Annotated in this window: 20 protein-coding genes, 1 tRNA gene and 1 pseudogene; 14 read left to right on the forward strand and 8 right to left on the reverse strand. The window is 39.6% G+C overall.

Annotation, left to right across the window (positions count from 1 at the left end; translation table 11 throughout):
- Positions 1-732 precede the first annotated feature (732 nt).
- Positions 733-1,758 (reverse strand): DNA polymerase III subunit delta, encoded by a 1,026-nt coding sequence (gene holA / locus J4856_RS09965; RefSeq protein ID WP_025838181.1) that lies wholly within the window; start codon positions 1,756-1,758, stop codon positions 733-735.
- 221 nt (positions 1,759-1,979) lie between these two features.
- Between holA and J4856_RS09970 the strand changes: the two genes are divergently transcribed.
- From J4856_RS09970 to J4856_RS09980, 3 genes are all read left to right on the forward strand, one after another.
- Positions 1,980-2,429 carry a type I restriction enzyme HsdR N-terminal domain-containing protein gene (locus J4856_RS09970; protein ID WP_025838183.1) on the forward strand — a complete coding sequence of 150 codons (450 nt, stop codon included), beginning with the start codon at positions 1,980-1,982 and terminating at the stop codon, positions 2,427-2,429.
- A gap of 139 nt (positions 2,430-2,568) precedes the next feature.
- The gene (locus J4856_RS09975; protein ID WP_025838184.1) at positions 2,569-3,378 is read left to right on the forward strand and encodes a DnaJ domain-containing protein; all 810 of its coding nucleotides are present in this window, start codon (positions 2,569-2,571) and stop codon (positions 3,376-3,378) included.
- A 151-nt stretch (positions 3,379-3,529) separates the two neighbouring features.
- Positions 3,530-4,276, forward strand: coding sequence for a peptidylprolyl isomerase (locus tag J4856_RS09980; protein WP_025838186.1), 747 nt, complete (start codon positions 3,530-3,532; stop codon positions 4,274-4,276).
- Positions 4,277-4,385: 109 nt separating this feature from the next.
- On the opposite strand, the gene J4856_RS09985 is transcribed toward J4856_RS09980, so the two are convergent.
- A complete protein-coding gene (locus J4856_RS09985; protein WP_025838188.1) occupies positions 4,386-4,727 on the reverse strand; it encodes a TM2 domain-containing protein in 342 nt (113 codons plus the stop codon).
- A gap of 94 nt (positions 4,728-4,821) precedes the next feature.
- Between J4856_RS09985 and J4856_RS13270 the strand changes: the two genes are divergently transcribed.
- Positions 4,822-4,962, forward strand: a complete 141-nt coding sequence (locus tag J4856_RS13270; protein ID WP_234967266.1) for a hypothetical protein — start codon at positions 4,822-4,824, stop codon at positions 4,960-4,962.
- Positions 4,963-4,988: 26 nt separating this feature from the next.
- On the opposite strand, the pseudogene J4856_RS13405 reads toward J4856_RS13270, so the two are convergent.
- Together J4856_RS13405 and J4856_RS09995 are read right to left on the reverse strand one after the other, a co-directional pair.
- Positions 4,989-5,168, reverse strand: a pseudogene (locus J4856_RS13405) (DUF2752 domain-containing protein); the annotation flags it as partial.
- Between the two features lie 4 nt (positions 5,169-5,172).
- Entirely contained in the window at positions 5,173-5,451 is a 279-nt protein-coding gene (locus J4856_RS09995) for a CD225/dispanin family protein (RefSeq protein ID WP_025838193.1), read from the reverse strand.
- A gap of 947 nt (positions 5,452-6,398) precedes the next feature.
- On the opposite strand from J4856_RS09995, the gene J4856_RS10000 reads away from it, so the two are divergent.
- The 10 genes from J4856_RS10000 (at position 6,399) to J4856_RS10045 (ending at position 18,374) form a co-directional block, all read left to right on the forward strand.
- Positions 6,399-7,466 carry an agmatine deiminase family protein gene (locus tag J4856_RS10000; RefSeq protein WP_025838195.1) on the forward strand — a complete coding sequence of 356 codons (1,068 nt, stop codon included), beginning with the start codon at positions 6,399-6,401 and terminating at the stop codon, positions 7,464-7,466.
- An 89-nt stretch (positions 7,467-7,555) separates the two neighbouring features.
- Complete coding sequence (locus J4856_RS10005) at positions 7,556-8,440, forward strand: carbon-nitrogen hydrolase (protein WP_025838197.1); 885 nt, start codon at positions 7,556-7,558, stop codon at positions 8,438-8,440.
- A 469-nt stretch (positions 8,441-8,909) separates the two neighbouring features.
- Positions 8,910-8,983 (forward strand) — tRNA-Arg (locus J4856_RS10010).
- A gap of 268 nt (positions 8,984-9,251) precedes the next feature.
- A complete protein-coding gene (locus J4856_RS10015; RefSeq protein ID WP_025838198.1) occupies positions 9,252-10,418 on the forward strand; it encodes a dicarboxylate/amino acid:cation symporter in 1,167 nt (388 codons plus the stop codon).
- A gap of 176 nt (positions 10,419-10,594) precedes the next feature.
- Positions 10,595-11,818, forward strand: coding sequence for a peptidase T (gene pepT / locus J4856_RS10020; RefSeq protein ID WP_025838200.1), 1,224 nt, complete (start codon positions 10,595-10,597; stop codon positions 11,816-11,818).
- Positions 11,819-12,034: 216 nt separating this feature from the next.
- The gene (locus J4856_RS10025; RefSeq protein WP_065367753.1) at positions 12,035-14,305 is read left to right on the forward strand and encodes a cation:proton antiporter domain-containing protein; all 2,271 of its coding nucleotides are present in this window, start codon (positions 12,035-12,037) and stop codon (positions 14,303-14,305) included.
- A gap of 151 nt (positions 14,306-14,456) precedes the next feature.
- Positions 14,457-15,401 (forward strand): DUF4595 domain-containing protein, encoded by a 945-nt coding sequence (locus J4856_RS10030; protein ID WP_025838202.1) that lies wholly within the window; start codon positions 14,457-14,459, stop codon positions 15,399-15,401.
- 145 nt (positions 15,402-15,546) lie between these two features.
- The gene (locus J4856_RS10035; RefSeq protein WP_025838204.1) at positions 15,547-16,455 is read left to right on the forward strand and encodes a Cbp1 family collagen-binding glycoprotein adhesin; all 909 of its coding nucleotides are present in this window, start codon (positions 15,547-15,549) and stop codon (positions 16,453-16,455) included.
- An 86-nt stretch (positions 16,456-16,541) separates the two neighbouring features.
- Complete coding sequence (locus J4856_RS10040; RefSeq protein ID WP_025838206.1) at positions 16,542-17,357, forward strand: Nif3-like dinuclear metal center hexameric protein; 816 nt, start codon at positions 16,542-16,544, stop codon at positions 17,355-17,357.
- 195 nt (positions 17,358-17,552) lie between these two features.
- On the forward strand, positions 17,553-18,374 hold the full coding sequence (locus J4856_RS10045; RefSeq protein WP_025838208.1) for a zinc ribbon domain-containing protein: 822 nt from the start codon (positions 17,553-17,555) through the stop codon (positions 18,372-18,374).
- Between the two features lie 364 nt (positions 18,375-18,738).
- Here J4856_RS10045 and J4856_RS10050 read toward each other — a convergent pair whose 3' ends face one another.
- From J4856_RS10050 to J4856_RS10065, 4 genes are all read right to left on the reverse strand, one after another.
- Positions 18,739-19,254, reverse strand: a complete 516-nt coding sequence (locus J4856_RS10050; protein ID WP_025838210.1) for a nitroreductase — start codon at positions 19,252-19,254, stop codon at positions 18,739-18,741.
- A 12-nt stretch (positions 19,255-19,266) separates the two neighbouring features.
- Positions 19,267-20,448 carry a MalY/PatB family protein gene (locus J4856_RS10055; RefSeq protein ID WP_025838212.1) on the reverse strand — a complete coding sequence of 394 codons (1,182 nt, stop codon included), beginning with the start codon at positions 20,446-20,448 and terminating at the stop codon, positions 19,267-19,269.
- Positions 20,445-21,620: a trans-sulfuration enzyme family protein gene (locus tag J4856_RS10060; RefSeq protein WP_025838214.1), complete on the reverse strand. Its 1,176-nt coding sequence runs from the start codon at positions 21,618-21,620 to the stop codon at positions 20,445-20,447. The genes J4856_RS10055 and J4856_RS10060 overlap by 4 nt, the downstream gene beginning before the upstream one ends.
- 90 nt (positions 21,621-21,710) lie before the next feature.
- Positions 21,711-24,557 (reverse strand): putative LPS assembly protein LptD, encoded by a 2,847-nt coding sequence (locus J4856_RS10065; protein WP_025838216.1) that lies wholly within the window; start codon positions 24,555-24,557, stop codon positions 21,711-21,713.
- Positions 24,558-24,575 lie beyond the last annotated feature (18 nt).

The raw sequence follows: 24,575 nt of genomic DNA on the forward strand, positions 1-24,575 counted from the left end.
AATGAGATAATGATATTTCATTTGTATATCTAACTTTTGATATTTACATTTTACAAACATAAATAACTAAGTATGTGCAATTCTAATATACATTTACAAAACGATATATACAAACCTATATAATATAAAAGGAATAAATAAGCAGAAAACTCTAAATTACTGGCTATAAACAATCTTTATTGGCATATACAAACCTAAAATAGCCGAATATGCAATAAAAAGGGAGATAACAAGAGTTTAAGCTGATAAAAGTATCAATAAATTATAATAAATATCTGATTAACAATGTATTATATATTAAAACTTCTTAGTGTATGAAAATGCATATTGATTTGTAAATACAAATACTCTGATTTTAATTTGCAAATATATTTTTGTATGTGCAATTTTCAATATAAAAACTATCCGTACTATTCAACATATACAAACGTAAAGTATAAAAACGGCTGTTTTTTATTTCACAAAACTAAAACTAAAAGAATGTGAAATATAAATCAATTATTACGAAAAAGTCCCATTTTTTGCGTGCTTAATGTATTTACGAACAAGGATAAAGAAGCCGAAAAATACGCGAAAAATGAAGAGGATAAAATGAGCTAACTACACTATTAATCAATAGGAAACATAAAAAAAGCACCCTTTTCAGAGTGCTCCTTTTAGCTTAAAATATCATGATTTCGGGTAAAAATAAGTGATTTTTATGCCTCAATAGCATAAAAAGTCCTTCTATTTTTAGTGAAGTATGAAGAAAATTAGCTCTTTCATCAAATCTCCTGCACCAGTATTAGGATTATCTAATCCTTTACTCTTACCATCAATCTCTCGAATCTTTGAAATAATGTCCATCGTTTTACGTGCAGAATAATTCTTTTGTCCAATCAGAAAATCTTTTGCACCCCATGCACTTCGTAAATCTAAAGCTGCTGCAATATCTTGTTCCGTGTTTTTTCGAGGAGTGTAATGAACAATCATCAAATTTTGAAAATAAGAAAAGAGCAAAGGAAGAAAAGAAAAAAGGGAACCAGCTTTGGGATTATTGTCAAAATATTTTACAATCTGATTTGCCTTAAAATAATCTTTCTGAACAATTGCATTTCTAAGTTCAAAAGCATTAAAATCTTTACTTACCCCTATCTCCTTCTCCACTACTTCTGGTGTCACCCGAAGGTTGTCTGCAGGAAGAGATATCAGTACCTTATCAAGTTCTGAAGTAAGACGACTAAGATCTGCCCCAATATGATCAGCTATAATCTGGCATGACTTGGGATCGATACTAACCTTTTTTTCCTTCAAGTAACTTTGGATAAAATCAGGAAGTTGATAATCGCGTAACTTCTTACTTTCAAAAACGATTCCTACAGCCTGAGCTAACCCTATGGTCTTCTTACGTGCATCAATTTTCCCGTTTTTATGACACCATACAAGGATGGTTGATTTTATGGGATTTTTAAGATACTTATCCAATGCTTCCAAAGAGCGGATATTTTGTGCTTCTTTGACAATTATCACCTGATGTTCCGCCATCATTGGATAACGGCGTGCCATATCGGCTACCTGAACAGCAGTTACGTCTGATCCGAAGCAGATGGTTTGATTAAAATCCCGTTCTTCTGATGAAAGAACATACTCTGCAATATAATCAGAAATCTGATCGATATAATACGATTCCTCACCCATCAGCAGATAGATGGGGGCGAACTTCTTATTCTTCAGATCCTGCATTATACTCTGAAATGTTGGTCCTTGCTTTGCTGGCATTTACTTTTTTATTAACTTTGCATTAAAGATAAACCATATACACAGACAAGAAGAGCGAGACTATAGATTCCTTCTTAACAGAAATTCTGCTGAAAGAGACACACCTCGTTATATCTTACTGGTCGGTCTTTCATGCAAAGTTAATAGAAAAGAGATAGAAAACAAAATTTTCATTTGACTTTCATTTTCAGTTTACACCTTATTATATAGGATATATAGATATGAAGCAGCTTAACCTTCCGCCTTACCAAATTAGAGTAAAAGAGGTAAACGGACGAAAGCAGATTTTTGATGTCCTTCGAAGGAAATACATAACACTCACTCCAGAAGAATGGGTGCGACAGCACTTTATACACTACCTTATCGAGCACAAGTATTACCCAGCTTCCCTCCTCGCTAATGAGGTGCCGTTACAGGTGGGTGAAAAGAAAGTTCGTGCTGATAGTGTATTATACGATAATCAGCTCCGACCGAGGATGATTATTGAGTACAAGGCTCCATCCATACCCTTAACACAGAAAGTGTTTGACCAGATATCAGTATATAACCTCCTACTCCACGTTGATTATCTGATTGTATCAAATGGCTTAGATACTTATATCTGTAAGATGGATTATGAGAATCAAACATACGCATTCCTCGAGACGATTCCAGACTATCAAAACATTTAACATTACAGTTATATAATTCTCATATAGTTTTCCCTATTAATCTTTACAATCAATAAGCTAACATACTTTGGCACTATCTTTGTTTATAGGTCAGTATGAAACTATAAACAGATGTTATTTCATATAAATAGAAGATGATATGGCAATAGGGAAATGGATTGGTGGCGCATTAGGCTGGATACTTAGTGGAAGTATGCTGGGTGGTTTAGTTGGTTATTGTATAGGAACAATGCTTGACGAAGCATTTTCAGGCAATAATAGAAGTGGTGATAGACAGAGCAGATATGGCGAACAAAGTCATTTTGGAGGTACGCATCCATTTGAAGAAGATCGTAACTCCTTTTTGTTCTCGATGCTTGTTCTTTCCTCCTACATAATAAAAGCCGATGGTAAGATAATGCACTCCGAAATGGAGTATGTTCGCCAATTCCTTCGTCATAACTTCGGTGAGCAGGCTGTGAGTCAAGGAGAATCAATTCTGCTAAAGTTATTTGAATTACAGAAGCAACAAGGCCCTTATCAATTTAAAGAAACAATCCGTAAGAGCTGCATAGAGATACGTTTTCATACGAGTGATAGTCAACGACTACAACTACTAAATTACCTTGTCATCATAGCAAAAGCAGATGGCACAGTAAGCCCAGAAGAAGTTGTTGCACTAAAGGAGATTGCCCTATATCTTGGGCTTTCAGCTCAAGACGTAGAGTCTATGCTCAACTTGGAGAGTGGAGCAAGGTCAGGCGGTAACATTGAGGATGCTTATAAGGTATTAGGTATATCTCCATCTGCTACTGACGATGAGATTAAGATGGCTTACCGCAAGATGGCTTTAAAACATCACCCTGACCGTGTTTCTTCATTGGGAGATGACATTAGAAAAGCAGCTGAGAAGAAGTTCCAAGAAATAAACGATGCAAAAGATAGAATCTATAAAGCAAGAGGATTGTGAGTTTTTGACAGGTAAACAAGTTTGCAGTTAACAAGTGAACTAGTTTCTAATGACAATTTGAATACAGATTGTTGATTATCAATAAAATAAAGAAAAACCATCTAAAGCATCATTTTTCATAGTTACAAAAGAAATTATTATAAATAACATCATGGCAACAAAACTTAAAATAAAAACAACTGAAGGCGATATCATCATTCGCCTTTATGATGAGACTCCCAAACATCGTGATAACTTCCTAAAATTGGCAGATGAAGGTTACTTCAATGGCACCCTTTTTCACCGAGTAATAAAAGATTTCATGATACAAGGTGGTGACCCTGATAGTAAGAATGCTCCTAAGGGAAAGATGTTAGGTACAGGTGGACCAGACTATACCATTCCTGCTGAATTTGTTTATCCACAATACTTCCACAAACGTGGTGCCTTAAGCGCAGCCCGTACTGGTGATGAAGTTAACCCTAATAGAGAAAGTAGTGGTAGTCAGTTCTATATTGTATGGGGAAAGACCTTTAAGCCTGCAGAACTGAAGCAAATGGAACATCAGATGGCCATGCAACAAGAGCAACAGGTATTCAATCAACTTACACGAGAACATCACGAGGAGATAATGAATTTAAGACGTAATCGTGACCGTGCAAGACTGCAAGAACTACAAGACAAACTGATAGAACAAACAAAAACAACTTGTAAGCAACAAGGTAAGCCTTCCTTTACAGAAGAACAAATAGAGGTTTATACTAATGTTGGTGGTACTCCTTTCCTCGATAATCAATACACCGTCTTCGGCGAGGTGGAGGAAGGTCTTGATATCGTTGAACGTATACAAAACTACGATACAGACCGCAACGACCGTCCTACAGAAGATATTAGAATTGAGACAATAGACCTATTATAAGCCCAATTTATAAGACTTTAGAAAGCATAACATCCTTATATAGTCATTTCTATTAAGAGATAACTATATAAGGATATTTTATAATAAAACCAATTAGGACTACCTAACTTTAGCGAAGATAGTATGACAACTGCTCTAAATTCTTCTGCTTAGTTGCATCCGTTATTAAAAAGATATCTATAAGCCACCAGATACCACAACCACCACCTGTCAACAACTTACCAATACCTAAACCAACATCACCAATATAAAAACGGTCAACACCGAGTGTCCCGATAAATATTGACAAAAGAATTGATAGCAAAGGATCTTTCATCTGAGACAGGAGAGCCAATATCTCTGACTCACTAATATCAGTGTTTTCCAATCTTGTACGAATGCTCGGAATACTTCCTGCAGGGATTTTTGATGAAAGCATCATCAATATATGATTCACCTTATCTGATTCCATAATAATTATCTTAGATTTAATAATTTACATAACTTTTCATGTTCTCAAAACCCATATCCACTATATCTTTAGGATGTTTCTTACAATAAACCAAATGAAAAAGAGGATTATGTATAACCATATAAGCCGCTTATCCTCTATTACCTTTGTGAGACTATCCTTAGCCTTCCCTTTTGGAAGTAAGGCACGTACTCCAAATGATAAGATGTATGGTCCAGAAAACAGAAGAAAATAATTATAGTGAATTGCTTCTAAAAATCGCCCTTGCAATAAAGCATGCAACGCACGTTGAATGCCACAACCAGGACATTGTAACCCTGTTGCGACCTTAAGGAGACATTTAGGCGCCCATAAAGTCGTAACAGGGTTATAGAAATAATACAGAATTAATAGGAAGGCTCCCAAACAGAACCAACCTATACACTTTATAGTACGTTTCAAGGATTTAGTGAGATCCAGCCATTGTGCTCAATGCTGCCAAACCACCGCAGAAAACAAGGTAGAGGATAGAACCAATTGCACCTGCAACAATACCAATAATACTCCACTTTTTAGCGTCATTAGCAGCTAAAACAGCTTCATCGTATTGTTTCATCATATAATAATCATTCACCTTCATAGCACGAATGATTGCATAAATACCTGCTGGCAAACAGCAACATACAGTTGTGAAAATCGCAAGAGCCAAATTGTTATTTGGCTTAGGAGTATTCATCTCTTCCATAACTTTTTTTGAGCCGACTCCCCATGGCATTCTTTCTATTTTATTAATTGAGCCACGTTGCTACTATGGTGGGGAAGTCTTAAGTGACACCTTTTCACAAACGGACTATTGTTTTCAGCTATTACTTAACCATGGACAAATTTAAGTAATTTAGATTAAATATACAAGCTAAAAAAAACTTTTCTTTCTATTATAAACAAAAACATTACATTTTAAACAAATATAACATCTACAAATAAACCAAGAAAAGCGAGTAAACCGATATTATTTCATCTATCCACAAAACATCAGGGATTCTTTAACATGTTAAAACAATCACAAAACTTTATACATTCTTCCCTAAGTTCATAAACAAAGTCAAATAAACCGAGAAACTTCCATAAACAATAATCGGATTAAAGTCAATTGACTCTAACCCGATTCTTTTTTATATTCTCTCAATTATTCTTCTTAACTACATGCGAATCTCGCAAGAAGAAGCCTGTTTCTGATTTATGCTAAACAATTTACACGACCGACATTGTACGCCTTAATGCCATCTGTCATATAATTAATCAACTTACGCATAACATTCATATTCTTTACTTTCTCTTTCATAACGTTTCCTTTCCTCTGTTGAGTTATACAATCTTTTACCTATGTCCCTATTGAGACTGAAGCCCTTTCAGTGGCTACCTCTTTGTTATCCTATTGAGGTGCCGTTTGTGTTGTTTTGTGCTTGCAAAGTTAGTACACTTTCCAAAATCTCACAAAGGAAACTTACACTTTCACTTTGTTTTTCTATTAAATTTTGACCTGCGTCAATAAGATTGACTCGTATCAATCCCGCTATTTGACATATATCAACCCATGCGTGCCTTTATATCAACATCCTCTAAACGAATATATTATAATAAAAAAGAAGACGGAAAGACAAGTATCACATTTTCTTTTCTTACCTTTGCACTATGAACACAAACTATAATCATAGCTTTCGATTACCTGCAGAGTGGGAGCCACAAAGCGGAGTTATACTGATATGGCCACACGAAGATACAGATTGGCATCCGTATCTTGAGGAGATTACTGAGGTTTATCTCCAGTTGGCAGATGCTATTACCCGATACGAGGCATTGCTTATTACAGCACGTGATTCAGAAATGGTAAGTTCCCTACTAAAAGAAAGGCTGACAGAGGAACAGATAAAACGTGTGACGCTCTTTACTTGTGACAATAATGACACTTGGGCACGTGATGTTGCACCCATTTCTCTTATATCAAACAAAGCATCAGAGGGTGGCTCCCAGCCCCTTCATCTACTTGACTTTTGTTTCAATGGATGGGGCGAAAAGTTTGCAGCAGAAAAGGATAATAGAATCAATCGTCAACTTTACGAAACTGGACTCTTACAAGGAGTATTAGAAAACCACAAAGATTTTGTACTGGAGGGTGGCTCGATAGAGAGTGACGGCAGGCGTACACTCTTCACAACAACAAGTTGCCTAATGGCACCACACCGTAATCAGCCTCTCACACAGGAAGAAATAGACAAACGTATGCGCCTACTCTTCCCAAATGTGGAACGCATAGTGTGGCTAGATCATGGTCAATTAGCAGGTGATGACACAGACGGACATATTGACACCATCGTGCGCATCGCTCCCAACGACACCTTATTATATATAGGATGTGACGATGAAAAGGATGAACATTACGAAGACTTCCAACTTTTAGAAGGACAATTAAAGCAACTCCGCACACTCGAAGGCAGGCCTTACCGCCTACTTCGTTTGCCGATGCCCGATGCTATCTATGATGATGGTGAGCGTTTACCTGCAACTCATGCCAACTTCCTTATTATCAACGGAGCTGTACTTGTACCAACCTACAACCAGCCAGAAAAGGATAAAGCTGCATTGAACACAATCCAAGAGGCTTTCCCTGACCGCAAGGTTATCGGTATTGACAGCCGTACTATTATCAGACAGCATGGTTCAATTCACTGTCTTACAATGCAGCTACCTCAGAACGGATAAACCAATTATCTTTTTCAATCTGACGATGGTTGCTTTATAATAACAAGACACAGAAATAATAAACATAAACAAGGCAAACACCTTTTATTATGAGAGAACTGAAAATTGGTTTTCTGCAGCAACATAATGTTGCAGATATAGAAAACAACATAGAGCGATTGGCTGAGGGTATTACAGACTTGGCACAACGCGGTGCTGAACTTGTCATTCTACAGGAACTGCACAACTCACTTTACTTCTGTCAAACTGAGGACGTAAATAAGTTTGACTTAGCTGAGACAATACCAGGTCCATCTACAGGTTTCTATGGCGAATTGGCAAACGAGCTAGGCATTGTTATCGTGACATCCCTCTTTGAAAAACGTGCACCTGGACTTTACCACAACACAGCCGTTGTTATTGAGAAAGATGGAAGTATTGCTGGTAAATATCGGAAGATGCATATTCCAGACGATCCAGCTTACTACGAGAAATTCTACTTCACACCAGGCGATCTTGGATTCCACCCAATTGATACAAGCGTGGGACACCTTGGTGTACTTATATGCTGGGACCAGTGGTATCCTGAAGCAGCCCGTTTGATGGCTCTACAAGGCGCTGATATGCTCATCTATCCAACAGCGATTGGCTATGAAAGCAGTGACACAGACGAAGAAAAACAACGCCAGTGTGAAGCGTGGACTACCGTCATGCGTGGACATGCTGTTGCCAATGGTCTGCCTGTAATAGCAGTCAATCGTGTTGGTCATGAACCAGACCCAAGCGAACAAACGAATGGCATACAATTCTGGGGAAGTAGTTTCGTTGCTGGACCACAAGGCGAAATTCTCTATCGTGCTAGTGACGATAAGGAAGAAAGGGTTATTGTCAATATCGATCTCGACCACAGCGAGAATGTACGTCGTTGGTGGCCTTTCCTGCGCGACAGAAGAATTGACGAATACGGAAAGATAACAAAAAGGTTTATTGATTAAGACCTGCCCTCGCTCTTCAACAAGGAGTGAACTGCATGATACTCCTCTAGTTGTAGATAAGAGCCTATCTTATATAAAGCTAAAAAGAGCCATATCAAACGCCAACAGGGAGTTTTGATACGGCTCTTTTTCCGCACATGTGGTGCATACCATCCGCACCATTAGTGTTAAGCACCCGCACCACATGTGCTAAGCACCCGCACCACACGTGCGGAATATCAATACTCAACCCACACGATTCGTTATAGAGCCTTTTTTCTCCTTCCTTCTAACAGTTAAGAAGAGCAACACCGAACATCTGCACAACAATCTATCAAGAAGCAAAGAGGGAGAAGTTTGTAGAATTACACTTAAACACAAGGATTTTAGCAAGTGTAAGGAACATTACCTCGATATAAGAAAGTTTAATAAGAATATTTACAGTTCATTTGGAGTTATGCAAACTTTCCTGTATCTTTGCACCACATTAGGCTCCGTAGCTTAGCTGAATAGAGCGTCAGATTCCGGTTCTGAAGGTCTTGGGTTTGAATCCCAACGGAGTCACAAAAAGTGATGATTCCTTAATTACATTTAGATGATTGAGGTCAGAAAAATGTTCTGAAGGGCTTGGAGTTGAATCCAAACGGAGTCACAAAAAGTGATGATTCCTTAATTACATTTAGATAAATGAATTCAGAAAACATTCTGAAGGATTAGAAAAAGGAAAGGGGTCACAGATTGTAATAAAGGATGTATGGTTATTTACTGTTCATCCTTTTTTTTTCAACCGAGTTAACTTAAACAATGATTAATCTATCATAAAATTAAAATTATGCAGAAGAAAAACAAAATTGGACTACTACCACGCGTTATCATCGCAATACTGCTTGGATTGTTCCTTGGCTATTATCTACCAGACCCAGCAGTAAGAGCGTTCCTAACTTTCAACAGTATCTTCAGTCAGTTCCTAGGCTTTATGATACCGCTGATTATCATTGGTCTAGTAACCCCTGCTATTGCAGGAATTGGGAAAGGGGCTGGTAAGTTATTGATCGTAACCGTAATCATAGCCTACGTTGATACTATCATTGCCGGTGGTTTATCATACGGAACTGGAACATGGCTCTTCCCATCTATGATTGCCTCTACTGGAGGAAGCATGCCACAAATAGATAAAGCAAGTGAGTTGGCACCTTATTTTACAATCAATATCCCCGCAATGATTGACGTAATGAGCAGTTTAGTATTCTCATTCATTGCTGGATTGAGCATTGCACACTATGGTTTGCGTACAATGGAGACGCTCTTTAATGAGCTCAAAATCATAATCGAGAAGGTTATCGAGAAAGCTATTATCCCACTCCTACCATTTTACATCTTTGGCGTCTTCCTCAGCATGACACATAACGGACAGGCAAGACAGGTACTTTTAGTATTCTCACAGATTATCATTGTTATCCTCGTGCTACACGTATTCATCCTCATCTATGAATTCTGTATCGCAGGGGCTATCGCTAAACGTAATCCTTTCAGACTGTTATGGAACATGCTACCTGCCTACCTAACAGCATTAGGAACTAGTTCGTCAGCAGCTACAATTCCTGTAACACTGAAGCAAACAGAGAAAAACAATGTAAGTACTGAAGTGGCAGGCTTCGTTATACCACTTTGCGCCACAATCCATCTAAGTGGTAGTGCAATGAAGATAACCGCTTGTGCTTTAACAATCTGTCTGCTGACAGGTCTGCCACACGACCCAGGACTCTTCATTTACTTTATTCTCATGCTTTCTATTATTATGGTAGCAGCTCCTGGTGTACCTGGTGGTGCAATTATGGCAGCCTTGGCACCCCTATCAAGTATCTTAGGATTTAACCAAGAGGAGCAGGCATTGATGATAGCATTATACATTGCAATGGATAGTTTTGGTACTGCTTGCAACGTAACTGGAGATGGTGCTATTGCCATTGTGATTAATAAGTTTTTTGGTAAGAAATAGCTAATTCATTTGAAAGTACTCCTTTGCTTGTCATCATAATAAGAAATCCTAAAAAGGGACCGCAAGGCCTCCATCATTAGGCATTATCAAAATTAAATAGTATCTTTGCAAATGACAGGCTACAACAAGTAGCACTGAACACACAAAAAGACATACAATAAAATATCCGTAAAATCATGGAAATAGTAGAAAGATTTATCAACTACACCAAGTTTGACACACAGTCAGCTGAAGACTCAGAGACAGTGCCAAGTACACCGAAGCAACTCATCTTTGCGAAATATCTCAAGGAGGAACTTGAACGTGAAGGACTGAAAGATGTTGAAATGGACGAGATGGGTTACATATATGCTACCCTCCCTGCTAACACTAAGAAGAAAATTCCAACGATCGGTTTCATTTCTCACTATGACACAGCGCTCGATGCAAGTGGAGCAAATATCAAGGCACGTATTGTAGAGAATTACGATGGTGGTGACATACAGTTGAACCCTAACATGGTTAGTTCTCCACGAATGTTCCCAGAACTCTTAGAACACAAGGGAGAAGACCTCATCGTAACAGATGGAACAACCCTTTTGGGTGCTGATGATAAAGCTGGTATTGCAGAGATCGTACAAGCCATGTGCTTCCTCCGCGATCATGACGAGATTGAGCATGGTGACATTCGTATTGCCTTCAACCCAGACGAAGAGATTGGTATGGGTGCACATCATTTCGATGTAGAGAAGTTCGGTTGCGAATGGGGCTATACCATTGATGGTGGCGACCTCGGCGAGCTTGAATATGAAAATTTCAACGCTGCTGGTGCTAAAGTTTTTATCCATGGAGTAAGCGTTCATACGGGTTATGCCAAAGGTAAGATGATCAATGCGAGCCGTTTAGCATGTGAATTTAATAACATGATACCTGCCACAGAGATACCTGAAGAGACTGAAGGTTATCAAGGATTCTATCATCTCATCGGTATTGAAAGCCGTTGCGAAGAAGCAAAGCTCAGCTATATCATTCGTGACCATGACCATGAGCACTTCGAAGACCGCAAACGTTTCATGGAGGATTGTGTAAAACTGATGAATGAGAAGTACGGTGAAGGTACTATTGAGTTGAAGATGAACGACCAATATTATAACATGAAGGAGAAAATTGATCCTAACATGCACGTCATTGAATTGGTTCTCCGTGCTATGCAACAGGCAAATGTAGCTCCAAAGGTACAGCCTATTCGCGGTGGTACTGATGGTGCACAACTCTCATTCAAAGGTCTTCCTTGCCCTAACATCTTTGCAGGTGGAGTAAATTTCCATGGACCTTATGAATTTGTTTCAGTTCAGGTTATGGAGAAGGCAATGCAGGTTATCATTAACATCTGCCGACTAACGGCTGAGTTTAATGATTGATCACAGAAAATCAATTAGTTAAAGATATCATACCGGAGTTAAACCAATACTTTTATGAACTATATATTTATGTTGGTTTAACTCCTTTTCTTTTAACTATAAGATTTTCATTTATAGCCCACCTCTCCCACAAACAACACCTACAAAATTACTCATAAAAGGTATTGGTTTAACTTCCAACTACCCCACTAACTCCTCTAACTCCATAAAGTATTTATGTCAGAACTACCCGAATTGGTCAAAGACCTTGCGCTCATTCTTGTTGTAGCAGGATTTGTAACACTTATATTCAAGAAACTCAAGCAGCCATTGGTATTAGGATACATCGTGGCAGGATTCCTTGTGTCACCTCACATGCCCTATGTGATGAGCGTTGTCGATAAGTCAGACATACAGACATGGGCTGACATTGGTGTCATCTTCTTGCTCTTCTCACTGGGATTAGACTTCTCTATAAAGAAGATTCTCAAGATGGGCGCCTCTCCCATCATTGCTGCTTGTACCATCATCTTCTGTATGATGACATTAGGTGTCATCGTAGGACATAGCTTTGGATGGAAAGAAATGGACTGTATCTTCCTTGGAGGTATGGTCGCAATGAGTTCGACAACCATCATATACAAAGCCTTCTCAGATATGGGACTCACACAGCAAGGCTTCGCCTCTACCGTGATGAGTGTACTTATCTTGGAGGATATCCTTGCCATTGTGATGATGGTGATGCTCAGTACCGTAGCCAGTGGTAACAGTCCTGATGGTGTCCAGCTTCTCGGAAGCATCATGAAGATTGGGTTCTTCCTTGTTCTATGGTTCGTTGTTGGTCTCTTTGCCATTCCACTCTTCCTTCGTTCTGTTCGTAAATTACTTAACAACGAGACTCTGCTCATTGTAGCTTTGGGCTTCTGTTGTCTAATGGCCGTTATATCAACACAGGTCGGTTTTAGTGCAGCTTTCGGTGCCTTTGTTATGGGAAGTATCTTGGCTGAAACTGTCGAAGCTGATAAAATCATTCGTCTCGTTGACCCAGTAAAGAATCTTTTTGGCGCTATCTTCTTCGTATCTGTAGGTATGTTGGTAAATCCAAACGTTCTGATTAACTATGCAGTTCCTATCTTACTGCTTGTCATTACAATCCTTGTTGGACAGGCTTTGTTCGGAACCTTAGGTTATCTTCTCGGAGGGCAGACGCTTAAGAATGCTATGCGTTGTGGTTTCTCAATGGCTCAAGTAGGCGAGTTTGCATTTATTATTGCAACATTAGGGCGTTCGTTAGGTGTCATCAGCGAGTTTCTCTACCCTGTTGTCGTTGCCGTATCAGTTATCACCACCTTCCTTACTCCGTATATGATTCGTGCAGCAGAGCCTTGTTATAACTTCCTTGTTAAGCATCTGCCAAAGCAATGGGTACGCCGTCTTACTCATATACAAACGAATAGTACAGGAGAGAGTGCCACTGAAGATAATCTTTGGAAAGTCCTGATGAAGAAGATAATACTCAACACGCTTATTTATGGTATCCTCTCTTCAGCCGTCATTGCTATCATGTTCTCTGCAGCTCTTCCTATTTGTAGGAACTTATCCATTAAATGGACTGGCAGTCACTGGATTGGAAATGCAGTGTGTGGATTCCTTACAATCCTCTTCATCGCACCATTCCTACGTTCTATTGTAATGAAACAGAATCATTCAGAAGCGTTCAAAGCACTATGGACAGACCGTCGTATAAATCGTTTACCCCTCACTGCAACTATCCTTGCACGTGTCCTTATTGCACTCAGTTTCATCTTCTACGTATGCAACTATCTCACACGTTTTAAGAATGCGCTGATGATTGCCGTTGCAGTGGGCTTGTTGATATTGATGCTCCTCTCTCGTTGGCTTAAAAAAAGAAGTATTACGCTGGAACGTCTGTTTATTCAGAACCTTCAAAGCCGTGACATCGAGGCACAAAAACAAGGAAAGAAGAAGCCACTATTTGCCAATCACCTGATTGATCGTGATATTCATATTGCCAATCTTGAACTGCCTGACGACTCGCTTTGGGCTGGTAAGACATTGCATAGTTTGAAGCTCCGAAATCGCTTTGGTGTGCATATCAGTAGTATTCTTCGTGGCTCCAAGCATATCAATATTCCGAATGGAGGAACAATTCTCTTCCCTGGCGACAAGCTGCAAGCCATTGGTAATGATGAGCAGCTAACAAAACTTTCTAAGGCAATAAATGCTGAGTTACAGCCAGAGGTTACTAACATAGAGAAGCATGAGATGAAACTCCGCAGTTTCACCATCTCTAAGACAAGTCCTTTCATTGGGAAGACGCTCAAAGATAGTGGTATCCGCGACGAATACAACTGTATGGTTGTGGGTGTTGATGAAGGCCAGAAGAACCTTACACTCATCACTCCTTCCCGCTGCCTACAGGCAGGTGACATCCTATGGGTAGTAGGTGAAGAAAAAAACTTAGAACGTATCCTTGCATTAGGATAAAGCCCTTCAGGCTTATTAGCCCTCATTACTGGATTAAGTAATTGGACTAATAAGCCTAAATTTTATAGAGAAAAAACTGAATTAACGTTTTTTTTATTAACTTTGCAGTTGATAAAAGAATGACTATTTATAAATTTTAAATATATTGTATATGAAGAGAATCTACCTATTACTTATTACCTTCATTGTGTTTGGTCAGACCATAAGTGCACAGAACGACAGAAAGTTATTAAAGATGACCGACGGCAAATCTTACTTTGAATTTAAGTATGATGAAAAAGGAAGAATTATAGAGTCTGTTGAATATATTGCTGACGACCACTTAAAACGTAGTAGCAAGTATACTTATAGTAATGACAAAGTAGTTCAAACATTCTATGAGAATGAAGATATCAAAAATAAAGATATCCGAACAACTGTTCTCCAGAATAATAGAGTTGTTTCAGAAAAGATAAACTTAATTCCGTATGAAGGAGAGCCAGAATATTGGGCAGAATATAACTACACATATAATACAGCTGGGGAACTGACAAAGATTGTAATAACAAACAATGAACGTACCGGAACAGAGTATAAATTGACATGGACCGACGGAGATATTACACTCGTAGAGCATTTTCGGGATAATAAAAAAGTAGGACAGGTAGCTTATGAATACAACAAAAGCATCACCAACAAATATCTATCTCTATTTGTTAATCCAATTACCTCAATTGCCGATTATGAAGGTATCTCACCATACGGACAACTCTTTGCAGGATACTTTGGAAAAGTTTTCCAACATCCAGTAGCTGCTGTGCACTATACGGTGATAGATAAACACTATTTTGGTTGGTCAAGTGATGATGATTTCACTATTACGTATAACCAGAATGCAAGTGGTATTGTAGAAAATATCAAACAATCAGGAGGAGAAGGAGCGACAGCAACGCTTATTTGGGAAGACACCCCTACAGGTATCAACGTTTATAAGCAGGGAAAAGAAGATACAAAAAAGATTTATGACCTTTCTGGTAAACGAATTGAAAATATGCAACATGGAGTACATATTATCAAGGAAACGAATGGTAAGACATATAAGGTAGTAGTAAGATAATATTCTTTTCTTTATCAAAGAAACAGCAAAATAAAAGGAGGAACAACATATCGTTTCTCCTTTTATTAGCATTTTTAATACATCATCTGTTCGTATCTTCGTATAATAAACGTACCTTTGCATTATCATTCGGTGATTTTACAAAATGAGAAGGATTAAATTAACAGTTTTGATAGCAATGGTAGGTGTTGTAACCTTTACTTCTTGCCAGGAAGTGAAGCGTCCAAGTCCTACCCAAAAACGTATTAATGTTACTCCTCCTTCAAGAGAAGCTGAGGCTATAAGTCAGCTGACCGCCTCAATAGATGAGATTTCAGCCAACCTTGATTCTATCTCAACCCGTGAAGCAATGCTTTGCAGGATTACAGAGCATGCAGACAAGAAATCAAAGATTATTCTGCAGATAAAAGGATTAGGAAACCTACTCACCGAGAAGCAAAATCAGATTGATAAGTTGCTTAGCGAAAGGGTTAAGAAAGTGGATGCTTCAGCAGTATCAAACCCCACGATAGACAACCTTTATAAAATGATTGAGTTTCTTTCATCACAGTTGAAAGAGAAAGGATATCGTGTAAATCAGTTGGAACAGGTTGCAAATCGCAAGGAAGTCACAGTAGATCAGCTTAAATACATTGTTATGAACCAAGCTAACAGTGTTGACGCAATGCGGTATAGATTCAATATGGCTACATTGGAAAAGGAATATGCCCTGTTGAAAGCAAAGGAAAACCAAAGAATCAAAGAAGAAAAGGAGTTAAACAAAGTTTATTACATTATTGCTAACAAAGAAACATTGAAGGAGAAAGGGCTTTTGAAGGTATCATTCTTCTCAAAGAAAGTTAACAACAATAATGTAGTAAAAGAACTGTTTACGGAGGCTAATAGTAAGGATTTGAAGACGTTGAACATTAACTCATCAAGTCCAAAACTTCTTTCTCAGAACCCAGAAGGTAGTTATACCCTCACAGAGAATGAGGATGGGACAACAACACTTACCATTACAAATACAGATAAGTTCTGGAATGTATCTCGTTATCTGATCATCCAAGAGTGATTCCACTTTAAAATGGTAATAAAATAAATTAGCCTACAAAGGTTGTGAAAGTCGAATAATTTTCTTATCTTTGCAGTCTAAAACTTATGCGTAGCGTGAAAATAAAGGAAGTAATTGATGCCCTTGAACGGTTCGCGCCTTTGCCCTTACAGGAAAGCTATGATAATGCTGGTCTGCAGGTTGGATTGACAGAGGCGGAAGTATCAGGGGCCTTTTTGTGTCTTGACGTGACTGAAAAGGTGGTTGATGAGGCTATCAAAAAAGGTTGTAACTTAATTATTGCGCACCATCCACTCATCTTTCGTAAGCTGTCACAAGTGACAGATGCGAACTATGTGCAGCGTACGGTAATAAAGGCTATTAAGCACGACATCGTCATTGCTGCTATGCACACGAACTTAGACTCAGCCGTTGGTGGTGTCAACTACAAGATAGCAGAAAAGTTAGGACTTGAAAACTTACGTTTCTTTGGTCGTAACAAACAAGTTGTGAACCCACAGACAGGCGAAACAGTTACGGGTGGTGATGGTGTCATCGGCGAATTAGAAGCACCTGTGGCAGCAGATGATTTGATTCTATTGCTGAAGAAGAAATTTGACGCAGAGTGTGTTCAAGCAAATGAGTTGCTCCGTCGTGAGATACGTACCATTGCACTTTGTGGTGGCTCAGGTGCATTCCTGTTGCAGGATGCGATTGCAGCAGGTGCAGATGCCTTTTTGACAGGTGAGATGAGCTATCATGAGTTTTTTGGTCATGAACAAGAAATACAGATTTGTGTCATCGGACATTATCAAAGCGAGCAATTCACTACTGAGGTTCTGCGTGACATTATCGAAAAGGAATGCCCTGATGTGAAGTGCTATTTATCGGAGATAAATACAAATCCTATCGGGTATTTTTAGTTAACTAGTTAGACGAGTTGACGAGTTGACAAGTTACTTGTTTGTTGGTTGACAGGTTGACGTATTAGACAAGTAAACAAGTTAATTGTTAAGAAGTTGGACGAATGAGGTCTGTGGTGTTATCTTAACCCCTCTCACTCCTAAACTCCTAAAAAAAGAGTAATCTGAATTTTGAATTAAACAAACATAAGGACTATGGCAAAAAAAGATCCAAAAGAGTTACCAGTAGAGGAAAAGTTGAAAACCCTTTTCCAGTTACAGACAACGCTTTCAGGCATCGATGAGAAGCGAGCTTTGCGTGGTGAGTTGCCACTTGAGGTACGTGACTTGGAAGATGAGTTAGAAGGTCTGCACATTCGTATCGAAAAGATTGAGCAAGATATTAAAGACTATCAGGCTGCTATCACACAGAAGAAGGGTAACATCCAAGATGCTCAAGCAAGTTTAGAGCGTTACAACAAACAGTTGGACTCTGTTGCAAACAACCGTGAGTACGATACATTGACAAAGGAAATTGAGTTCCAGACACTTGAGATTGAACTTTGCAACAAGAAGATTAAGGAAGCTCAGTTTAAGGTTGAGGAAAAGCAGAAGGACTTACAAGCTAACCGTGCATTGCTTGAAGATCGTCAGCATGCACTAGAAGAGAAGCGTAACGAGCTCGATGAGATTATGCAGGAGACTCGTGAAGAAGAAGGCCTTTTGAAGGAGAAAGCTGCAGAGTTGGAGACTAAGATAGAACTAGGATTACTCCGTAGTTTCAAGCGTATCCGTCGCGGTGCCCGTAATGGTTTGGGTATTGTTTACGTACAGCGTGATGCATGCGGTGGTTGCTTCAATAAGATTCCACCTCAGCGCCAGTTGGATGTAAAGATTCACAAGAAGATTATCGTTTGTGAATATTGTGGTCGTATTCTTATCGACCCAGAGTTGGCTGGTGTAAAGGTTGACAAGACTGAGGAGAAGCCAAAGAAGCGTAGAGCAACTCGCAAAAAGAAGGAAGAGGAGGGAGAGTAATCAATCTCTTTATTCCTATCGAGGAACAAGCTCTTTCAACTTTGAAAGATAAAAAGAATAGCCTCAATACATTTGAAGTGCAAATAAAGCATTCTTATGTATTGAGGCTACTTTTTATTATCTCTCTATTAATACTGCTCGACGAAACACAAATAACATCGCCTTCTTAACAGAAACTAACCAATAATAGCACACTCCTTAGCGCTATATAACAAGGCTTTGAGTGGTCAACACAATATGTGCGGAGCGTTAACACATCGTTTAATGATGTAAAAGAAAAGTCTACTTCACCTTATTATATATAGCAAGTCAAGGGTGATTAACTTATACAGGCATGTTAAGCCAATAGTGATAAGTCAGAACCTTACTTCACATAGAAGATACGATTTGCCTTACGTGGTGCAGTCTTACCCTCCTTTGCAGCATAACCAAGAATACAGAAGCCGATACCTTCATAATCGCCTTCTATACCCCACTCTTTCAGCATCTGCTTGCCATCTTCACGCTCAAAAGTTTGCTTGGCACGATTAATCCAGCAGCTTCCTAAACCAACAGCATGAGCAGCATTCATAAGGTTGCCCATCATCAACGCACCATCATAGACATGATTAGGACTACACTTATCTGCTAATACTGCAAGAACGACAGGTGCACCATAAAAAGGGTCGCTCGTTACGCCCATTATCTCAGCATTTATCACAGACAAACGGCCGCGTACTTTCTTATTAGTTACTTCGACGATGATAGCGGTCTGCATATTCTTTCCGCTTGCAGCGTAAAGACCAGCCTCCATAACCTTATCTATCAAGTCCTGTTCAGGCATACGCTCTTCATAAGCACGTACGCTACGACGTGTTAACAATGCTTCTAATGCTTCCATAACAATTCTTTTTTATAATTCATTCACCGCTTCAGCCAACTGTTCCAACGCCTGACGAAGTATAGAACGCGGTGTACCAACATTCAAACGCATAAAGCCTTCTCCACCGGGACCAAACATTCTACCATCGTTCAATGCAAGATGAGCCTTATCAATAAAGAGATTCAATAGCTCTTTATGCTTCAATCCCAATCCATGACAATCCAACCAAACAAGGAAACTTGCCTGCGGACGGAGTGGACGAATACCAGGAATATGCTCACGACAGAAGTCTTCAACAAAGCGAACATTCTCTTCTACATACGCCAACATCTGTTTGCGCCACTCTTCTCCCTTCCGATAAGCAGCTATCGTGGCTATTGGTGCAAAGAGCGTAGGCTCATCTAATTCGTTAGCCTTCAACCAACCATAGAAGCGATTGCGCAGTTCTTCGTTTGGAACGATAGCAAATGAACTGACAATACCTGCCATATTGAAAGTCTTTGTTGGTGCTGCAAAGGTGATACTGATTTGTGCTGCACGCTCTGACACACTGGCAAACGGAATATGACGATTACCAAAGAGCGCCATATCACTGTGTATCTCGTCGCTGATGACAATAATATTATGCTCGTAACAGAAGTCTGCCAAGCGACGTAATGTCTCTTCCGACCAACACAGTCCTGCAGGGTTATGAGGATTAGAGAGTACCAGTACACGGCATTTATCATCGCAAACCTCTGCAAGATTATCAAAATCCATGTCATAATATCCGTCCTCACGGAGACGAAGCGGATTGAAGACCACCTTACGATGATTAGCCTCTGGCGTCAAACGGAATGGATGATAGACAGGTGGTTGTATAATCACCTTTTCGTCAAGTTCCGTAAATACATTCACCACAAAGCCGATACCCCTAACAATACCAGGAATAAAACTCAACCATCCTGGCTTTACCTCCCAATCATGATGAGCACGTATCCAGTCGATGATAGCAGGACGATATTCAGTTGGTTCAATGGTATAACCAAAGATAGGATGTGAAAGACGGTCTTTAAGGGCATCCACAACAAAATCAGGAGTAGCAAAGTCCATATCAGCCACCCAAAGTGGTAACAAGTCATTGCGCCCCCAACGTGGAAGAAGTGCCTCATGCTTCAAGTCACCACTCCCCGAACGATCGATTATCTCGTCAAAGTTATAAGTCTTTATCATACTTCCAAAGCTTGCTTAATATCATCGAATAGGTCATCAACACTTTCCAAACCAATACTGAGACGTATGGTAGTGTCCTGCACATCCATTGCTGCACGCTCCTCCGCAGTGAAGAGTCCGAAGATAGTACTTGCTGGGTGGATAGCCAATGTACGATTATCAAAGAGGTTAGTTGCACGATGAATGAGCTTCAAGTTATCGAGTATTCTGAAACAAGCCTCTTGACTCTCCAAGTCGATTGTAACCATTGCTCCTGCAGTTTCTCCATACTGACTAACAGCCAACTGATGGTAAGGATTATCCTCCAAGCCCACATAGTTTACCTTATGAATAGGCTTTAGCGTACGTAATCTCTGTGCCAACTCCAAAGCATTACCTGCTTGAGCGCGATATCGTACATCCAAAGTCTCTAAGCCCAAGGTCTGCATATAGGCAACCTGTGGTGTCATATAAGCTCCAAGGTTAAAGAGCATCTCATTCAAGAGGCGCTTACCAATAGAAAGGAACGTACCATAATCAATAACAAGACCACCCAAAGAAGTTGCACCACCACTGATATACTTTGTACTTGAAACGACCTCTAAGTCAATGCCCAAGTCCTTTGCAGAGAACTGTGTGAAAGGAATAAGCGTAGTATCAGCAATGACAGGGATGCCATGTTGGTGTGCTATTGAAGTCAAGGCACGTACATCAACCACCTCAAGTTGAGGATTTGTCATGATTTCAAGGAACAAACAGCACGTGTTATCATCTATCAATCGTTCTACAGCCTCAACATCTGTAAGGTCACAAAGTCTTGCCTCAACCCCCAATCTGCTCAGTGTAGATGTGAGCAAAGAATAAGTATTACCAAAGAGATGACGTGACGTGATAACGTTCTTACCCTGTTCAACAATAGAAAGGAGTGTATTACTGATAGCAGCCATACCCGAGTTGAGAGCAATAACATTCTCAGCACCAGTTAAAGCCTTAACACGCTGTTCGAGATTAGTCACTGTTGGGTTCTCCACACGTGAATAATCAGGCGCATCAATACGTCCACAAAAGGCATCAGCCATCACTTTCGCATTATCAAACTCAAAAGCAACCGCATTATAGATGGGCATACTTAACGCATCATATGCATCTCTACGCTTATAAGGCTGATGAATAGCCTGTGTCTGTTTCTTCATTTTCTTTTAAACGTTTGTATTGTTTATAAAAGGATTCAAATCAATAACGGACGGCAGAACCGTCCGTCTTATGAAGTGCATTTTATCTTATTAATACCACTGTACAGCATTTGTAATACCACTTCGCTTATCATACTTCAACGCATCTGTCAGCGTTGCAGCATTACAACGGAAGGTAAAGTTGTAAGATGTATATGGTGCTAAAACTACAGAAGCACTCATATTAAAACAGTGGAGGTCACGTGACAGACTGGCTGTTGTCATACTCATCGCATGGTTTTCAAAGTCGTAACCACTTGAGAAGTTAATATTCCAGCCATCACTGATACGAATATTACCAGAGAAGTTCAACGTCTGTGTGAACTTATAAGGGTAACGCATCGTCTTAGTATTGAACCTACCCGCTGTATTCTCACGCATCGTAATACCATAACCGATTGTCAATGACCATGGCATATTGAAACTCATGTAACCATCATCATCTGTCTCAGCAATATTACCACGCTTCTTCTTAGCAGCATATTTTCCCTTTTCAAGGTCATCATCCATGTTTGATTCGATGTTAGTATCTGGGCCATCGCTATCTACTGACACCTTATCATCATCTTTATCATCCTTACGTCCGAACCACTTCTTCAACTTCTCTGGATTCAAAGTGAATGAGAAGTTCTGCGACATACCTTGGAAACGAGGTAAACGACCATATCCCCACTCTGTATGATTACCTACGTAAGGCTTACCATTAGCATCAAGTTCGTAAGCATAAGTAGCAAACTGTGCATTCATTGAGAAGGTATAATTCTTCCACCACTTCAAACGCAGACGCATACTAAGGTCACTCCAACGATGATAGTCTGCTGCAGCATTGTAAGACATACTTGCTCCTAACTCATCAATGATACTTATCTTCTTATAACCAGTAGTATCCTTATCGCTCTTAATCTTCATTTCGATGTTATTGCTAACATCCCAACTGATCATCTCAGTCTTGTACTTACCCGGCACACTATAAAGCTCATCTTGATAAGGTGAGTATTCAACAAGTTTCACGTTACCGCTTGCATCTGTGTACTGATAGCTATCATAGTAGCCATAACGGCGTGCACCGAAGTTTGGTGAGTAAGAGAAAGTAACCTGTGGAGTGATGACATGGCGGATAGCCTGTATCTTATCGCCAAATAATTTTCTATTAGGCATCCAGAAACCATATAATTTCGTGCTGGCACCCACACTCATACTCCAGTTGTAAACATTATGGAAACCATAGGTAGTATCTCTTACCACCTCTTTCTGAAGAGTATTATCCCATCCACGTGTCACCTTCTTAGAATACATACGGTCCGTAAAATTGAAAGATGGCGTCACATTGATATAATTAAACAAGGTGAAGTTTGCCTGTACTGGGATTGTATGTTGGAAAGCATTTTTCCAGTCTTTGATCAGATTAGAGTGTAGGATTTTATCTTCTGTCGTTGAGATAGAATTAGCCAACTGACCCGTATAACTCATCGAAATCTTCTCATACCAACGTTCCTTACCCACAAGATGCTTACGCTTGAAAGGGTAGAATCGGCTCAAACTAATGTTCAAATCTGGCAGTGTTATCTGTATAGAAGAGGTACGCATGTTCTGTGAGAGGTTCGTAGTAGCACTCAAAGAGAGTCCAATACTTGAGAAGCCTGTGCTCCAACTTACAGAAGAAGTTCTCGTTGACTGTGTGAGCGTCTGCGGATTATACATACTATTGAGGTTGTTACGCTCATAGCTTGATGTCGCAAAGTTCACACTTGCAGCCAGCGAACTGTAAGGATTAGCTTTTGGGTCTTGGCGGTGACTCCATTGAATCTTAAAACTCTCCTGCTCAGCAAAGTCTGGTAATCCCTTGTCACCCGTCTTTGAATCCTGATAGCTAAAGAGGAATGAACCTGAATATCTGTAACGCTTGCGGTAGTTGCTGGCTGCAGACACACCCCAAGAACCCTTAGTATAGATTTCTCCTAAGAGTTTTAAGTCCCACTTATCACTAATTGCAAAGTAGTAACCACCATCACGAAGGTAAAAACCACGGTCGCTTTCATCACCATAACTTGGCATAATGAAACCACTTGAATACTTCTTTGAGAATGGGAAGAAACCGTATGGGATTGCCAATGGTAAAGGAACATCCGCCACAACAAGATAAGCTGGTCCAAAGACAACATCCTTACCTGGGCGAACTTTTGCACGAGAAAGAGCTATATAAAAGTCAGGATGAGGTTTATCACAAGTCGTGTAACGACCATGCTGCAAATAAACAGCCCCCGTGGAATCACGTTTACCTACCTCTCCACTAAGGAAACCTTCTTGTTGCTCGGTATAGATACCTTTAATCAAACCCTTCTTTGACTTAAAGTTAAAAGCCATTGTATCACTCTTATACTCATCTTTACCCATTGTAAAGACAGGCTTTCCCTTGATACCACCTTCTGCTGTAGAATCCGCTGTACCCGTTGCACGCACAGTGCTCTTATCAAGATTCATATGTACCTTGTCACTCGAAAGCTTCATATTCTCATAATCGACCTTCGAGTTGCCGTACAAGTATGCAGTACCCGATTCTGCATCATAAACGAGCGAGTCTTCTGCAGAGTATTTAACAGGTGCATCAATACCATTTGAGCGTGCACGCATCAGGCTATCAGCACGGATAGAATCATCAATTGATTTATTATGATGATAGATTGCCAACTGAAGAGAGTCCATCTTCGTGGTATCTGGGATATTCTTATCAACCGCCTTACTATCCTTTGCACTTTGCCCTTTCAGCAAAGTGTCAACTACAACTGCGCTTGCCTTTGCCTTCTTAATCTTCTTACCTTGAGGTACAGGCATATTGACGCTTGCCATTGCAAACACAACAACAAAGGATAATAGGAATATAATGCTCTTATTTCTCATTGCCTAAATAACGTACAA

This window comes from Prevotella scopos JCM 17725 (assembly GCF_018127785.1).
GTDB classification, from domain to species: Bacteria; Bacteroidota; Bacteroidia; order Bacteroidales; family Bacteroidaceae; genus Prevotella; species Prevotella scopos.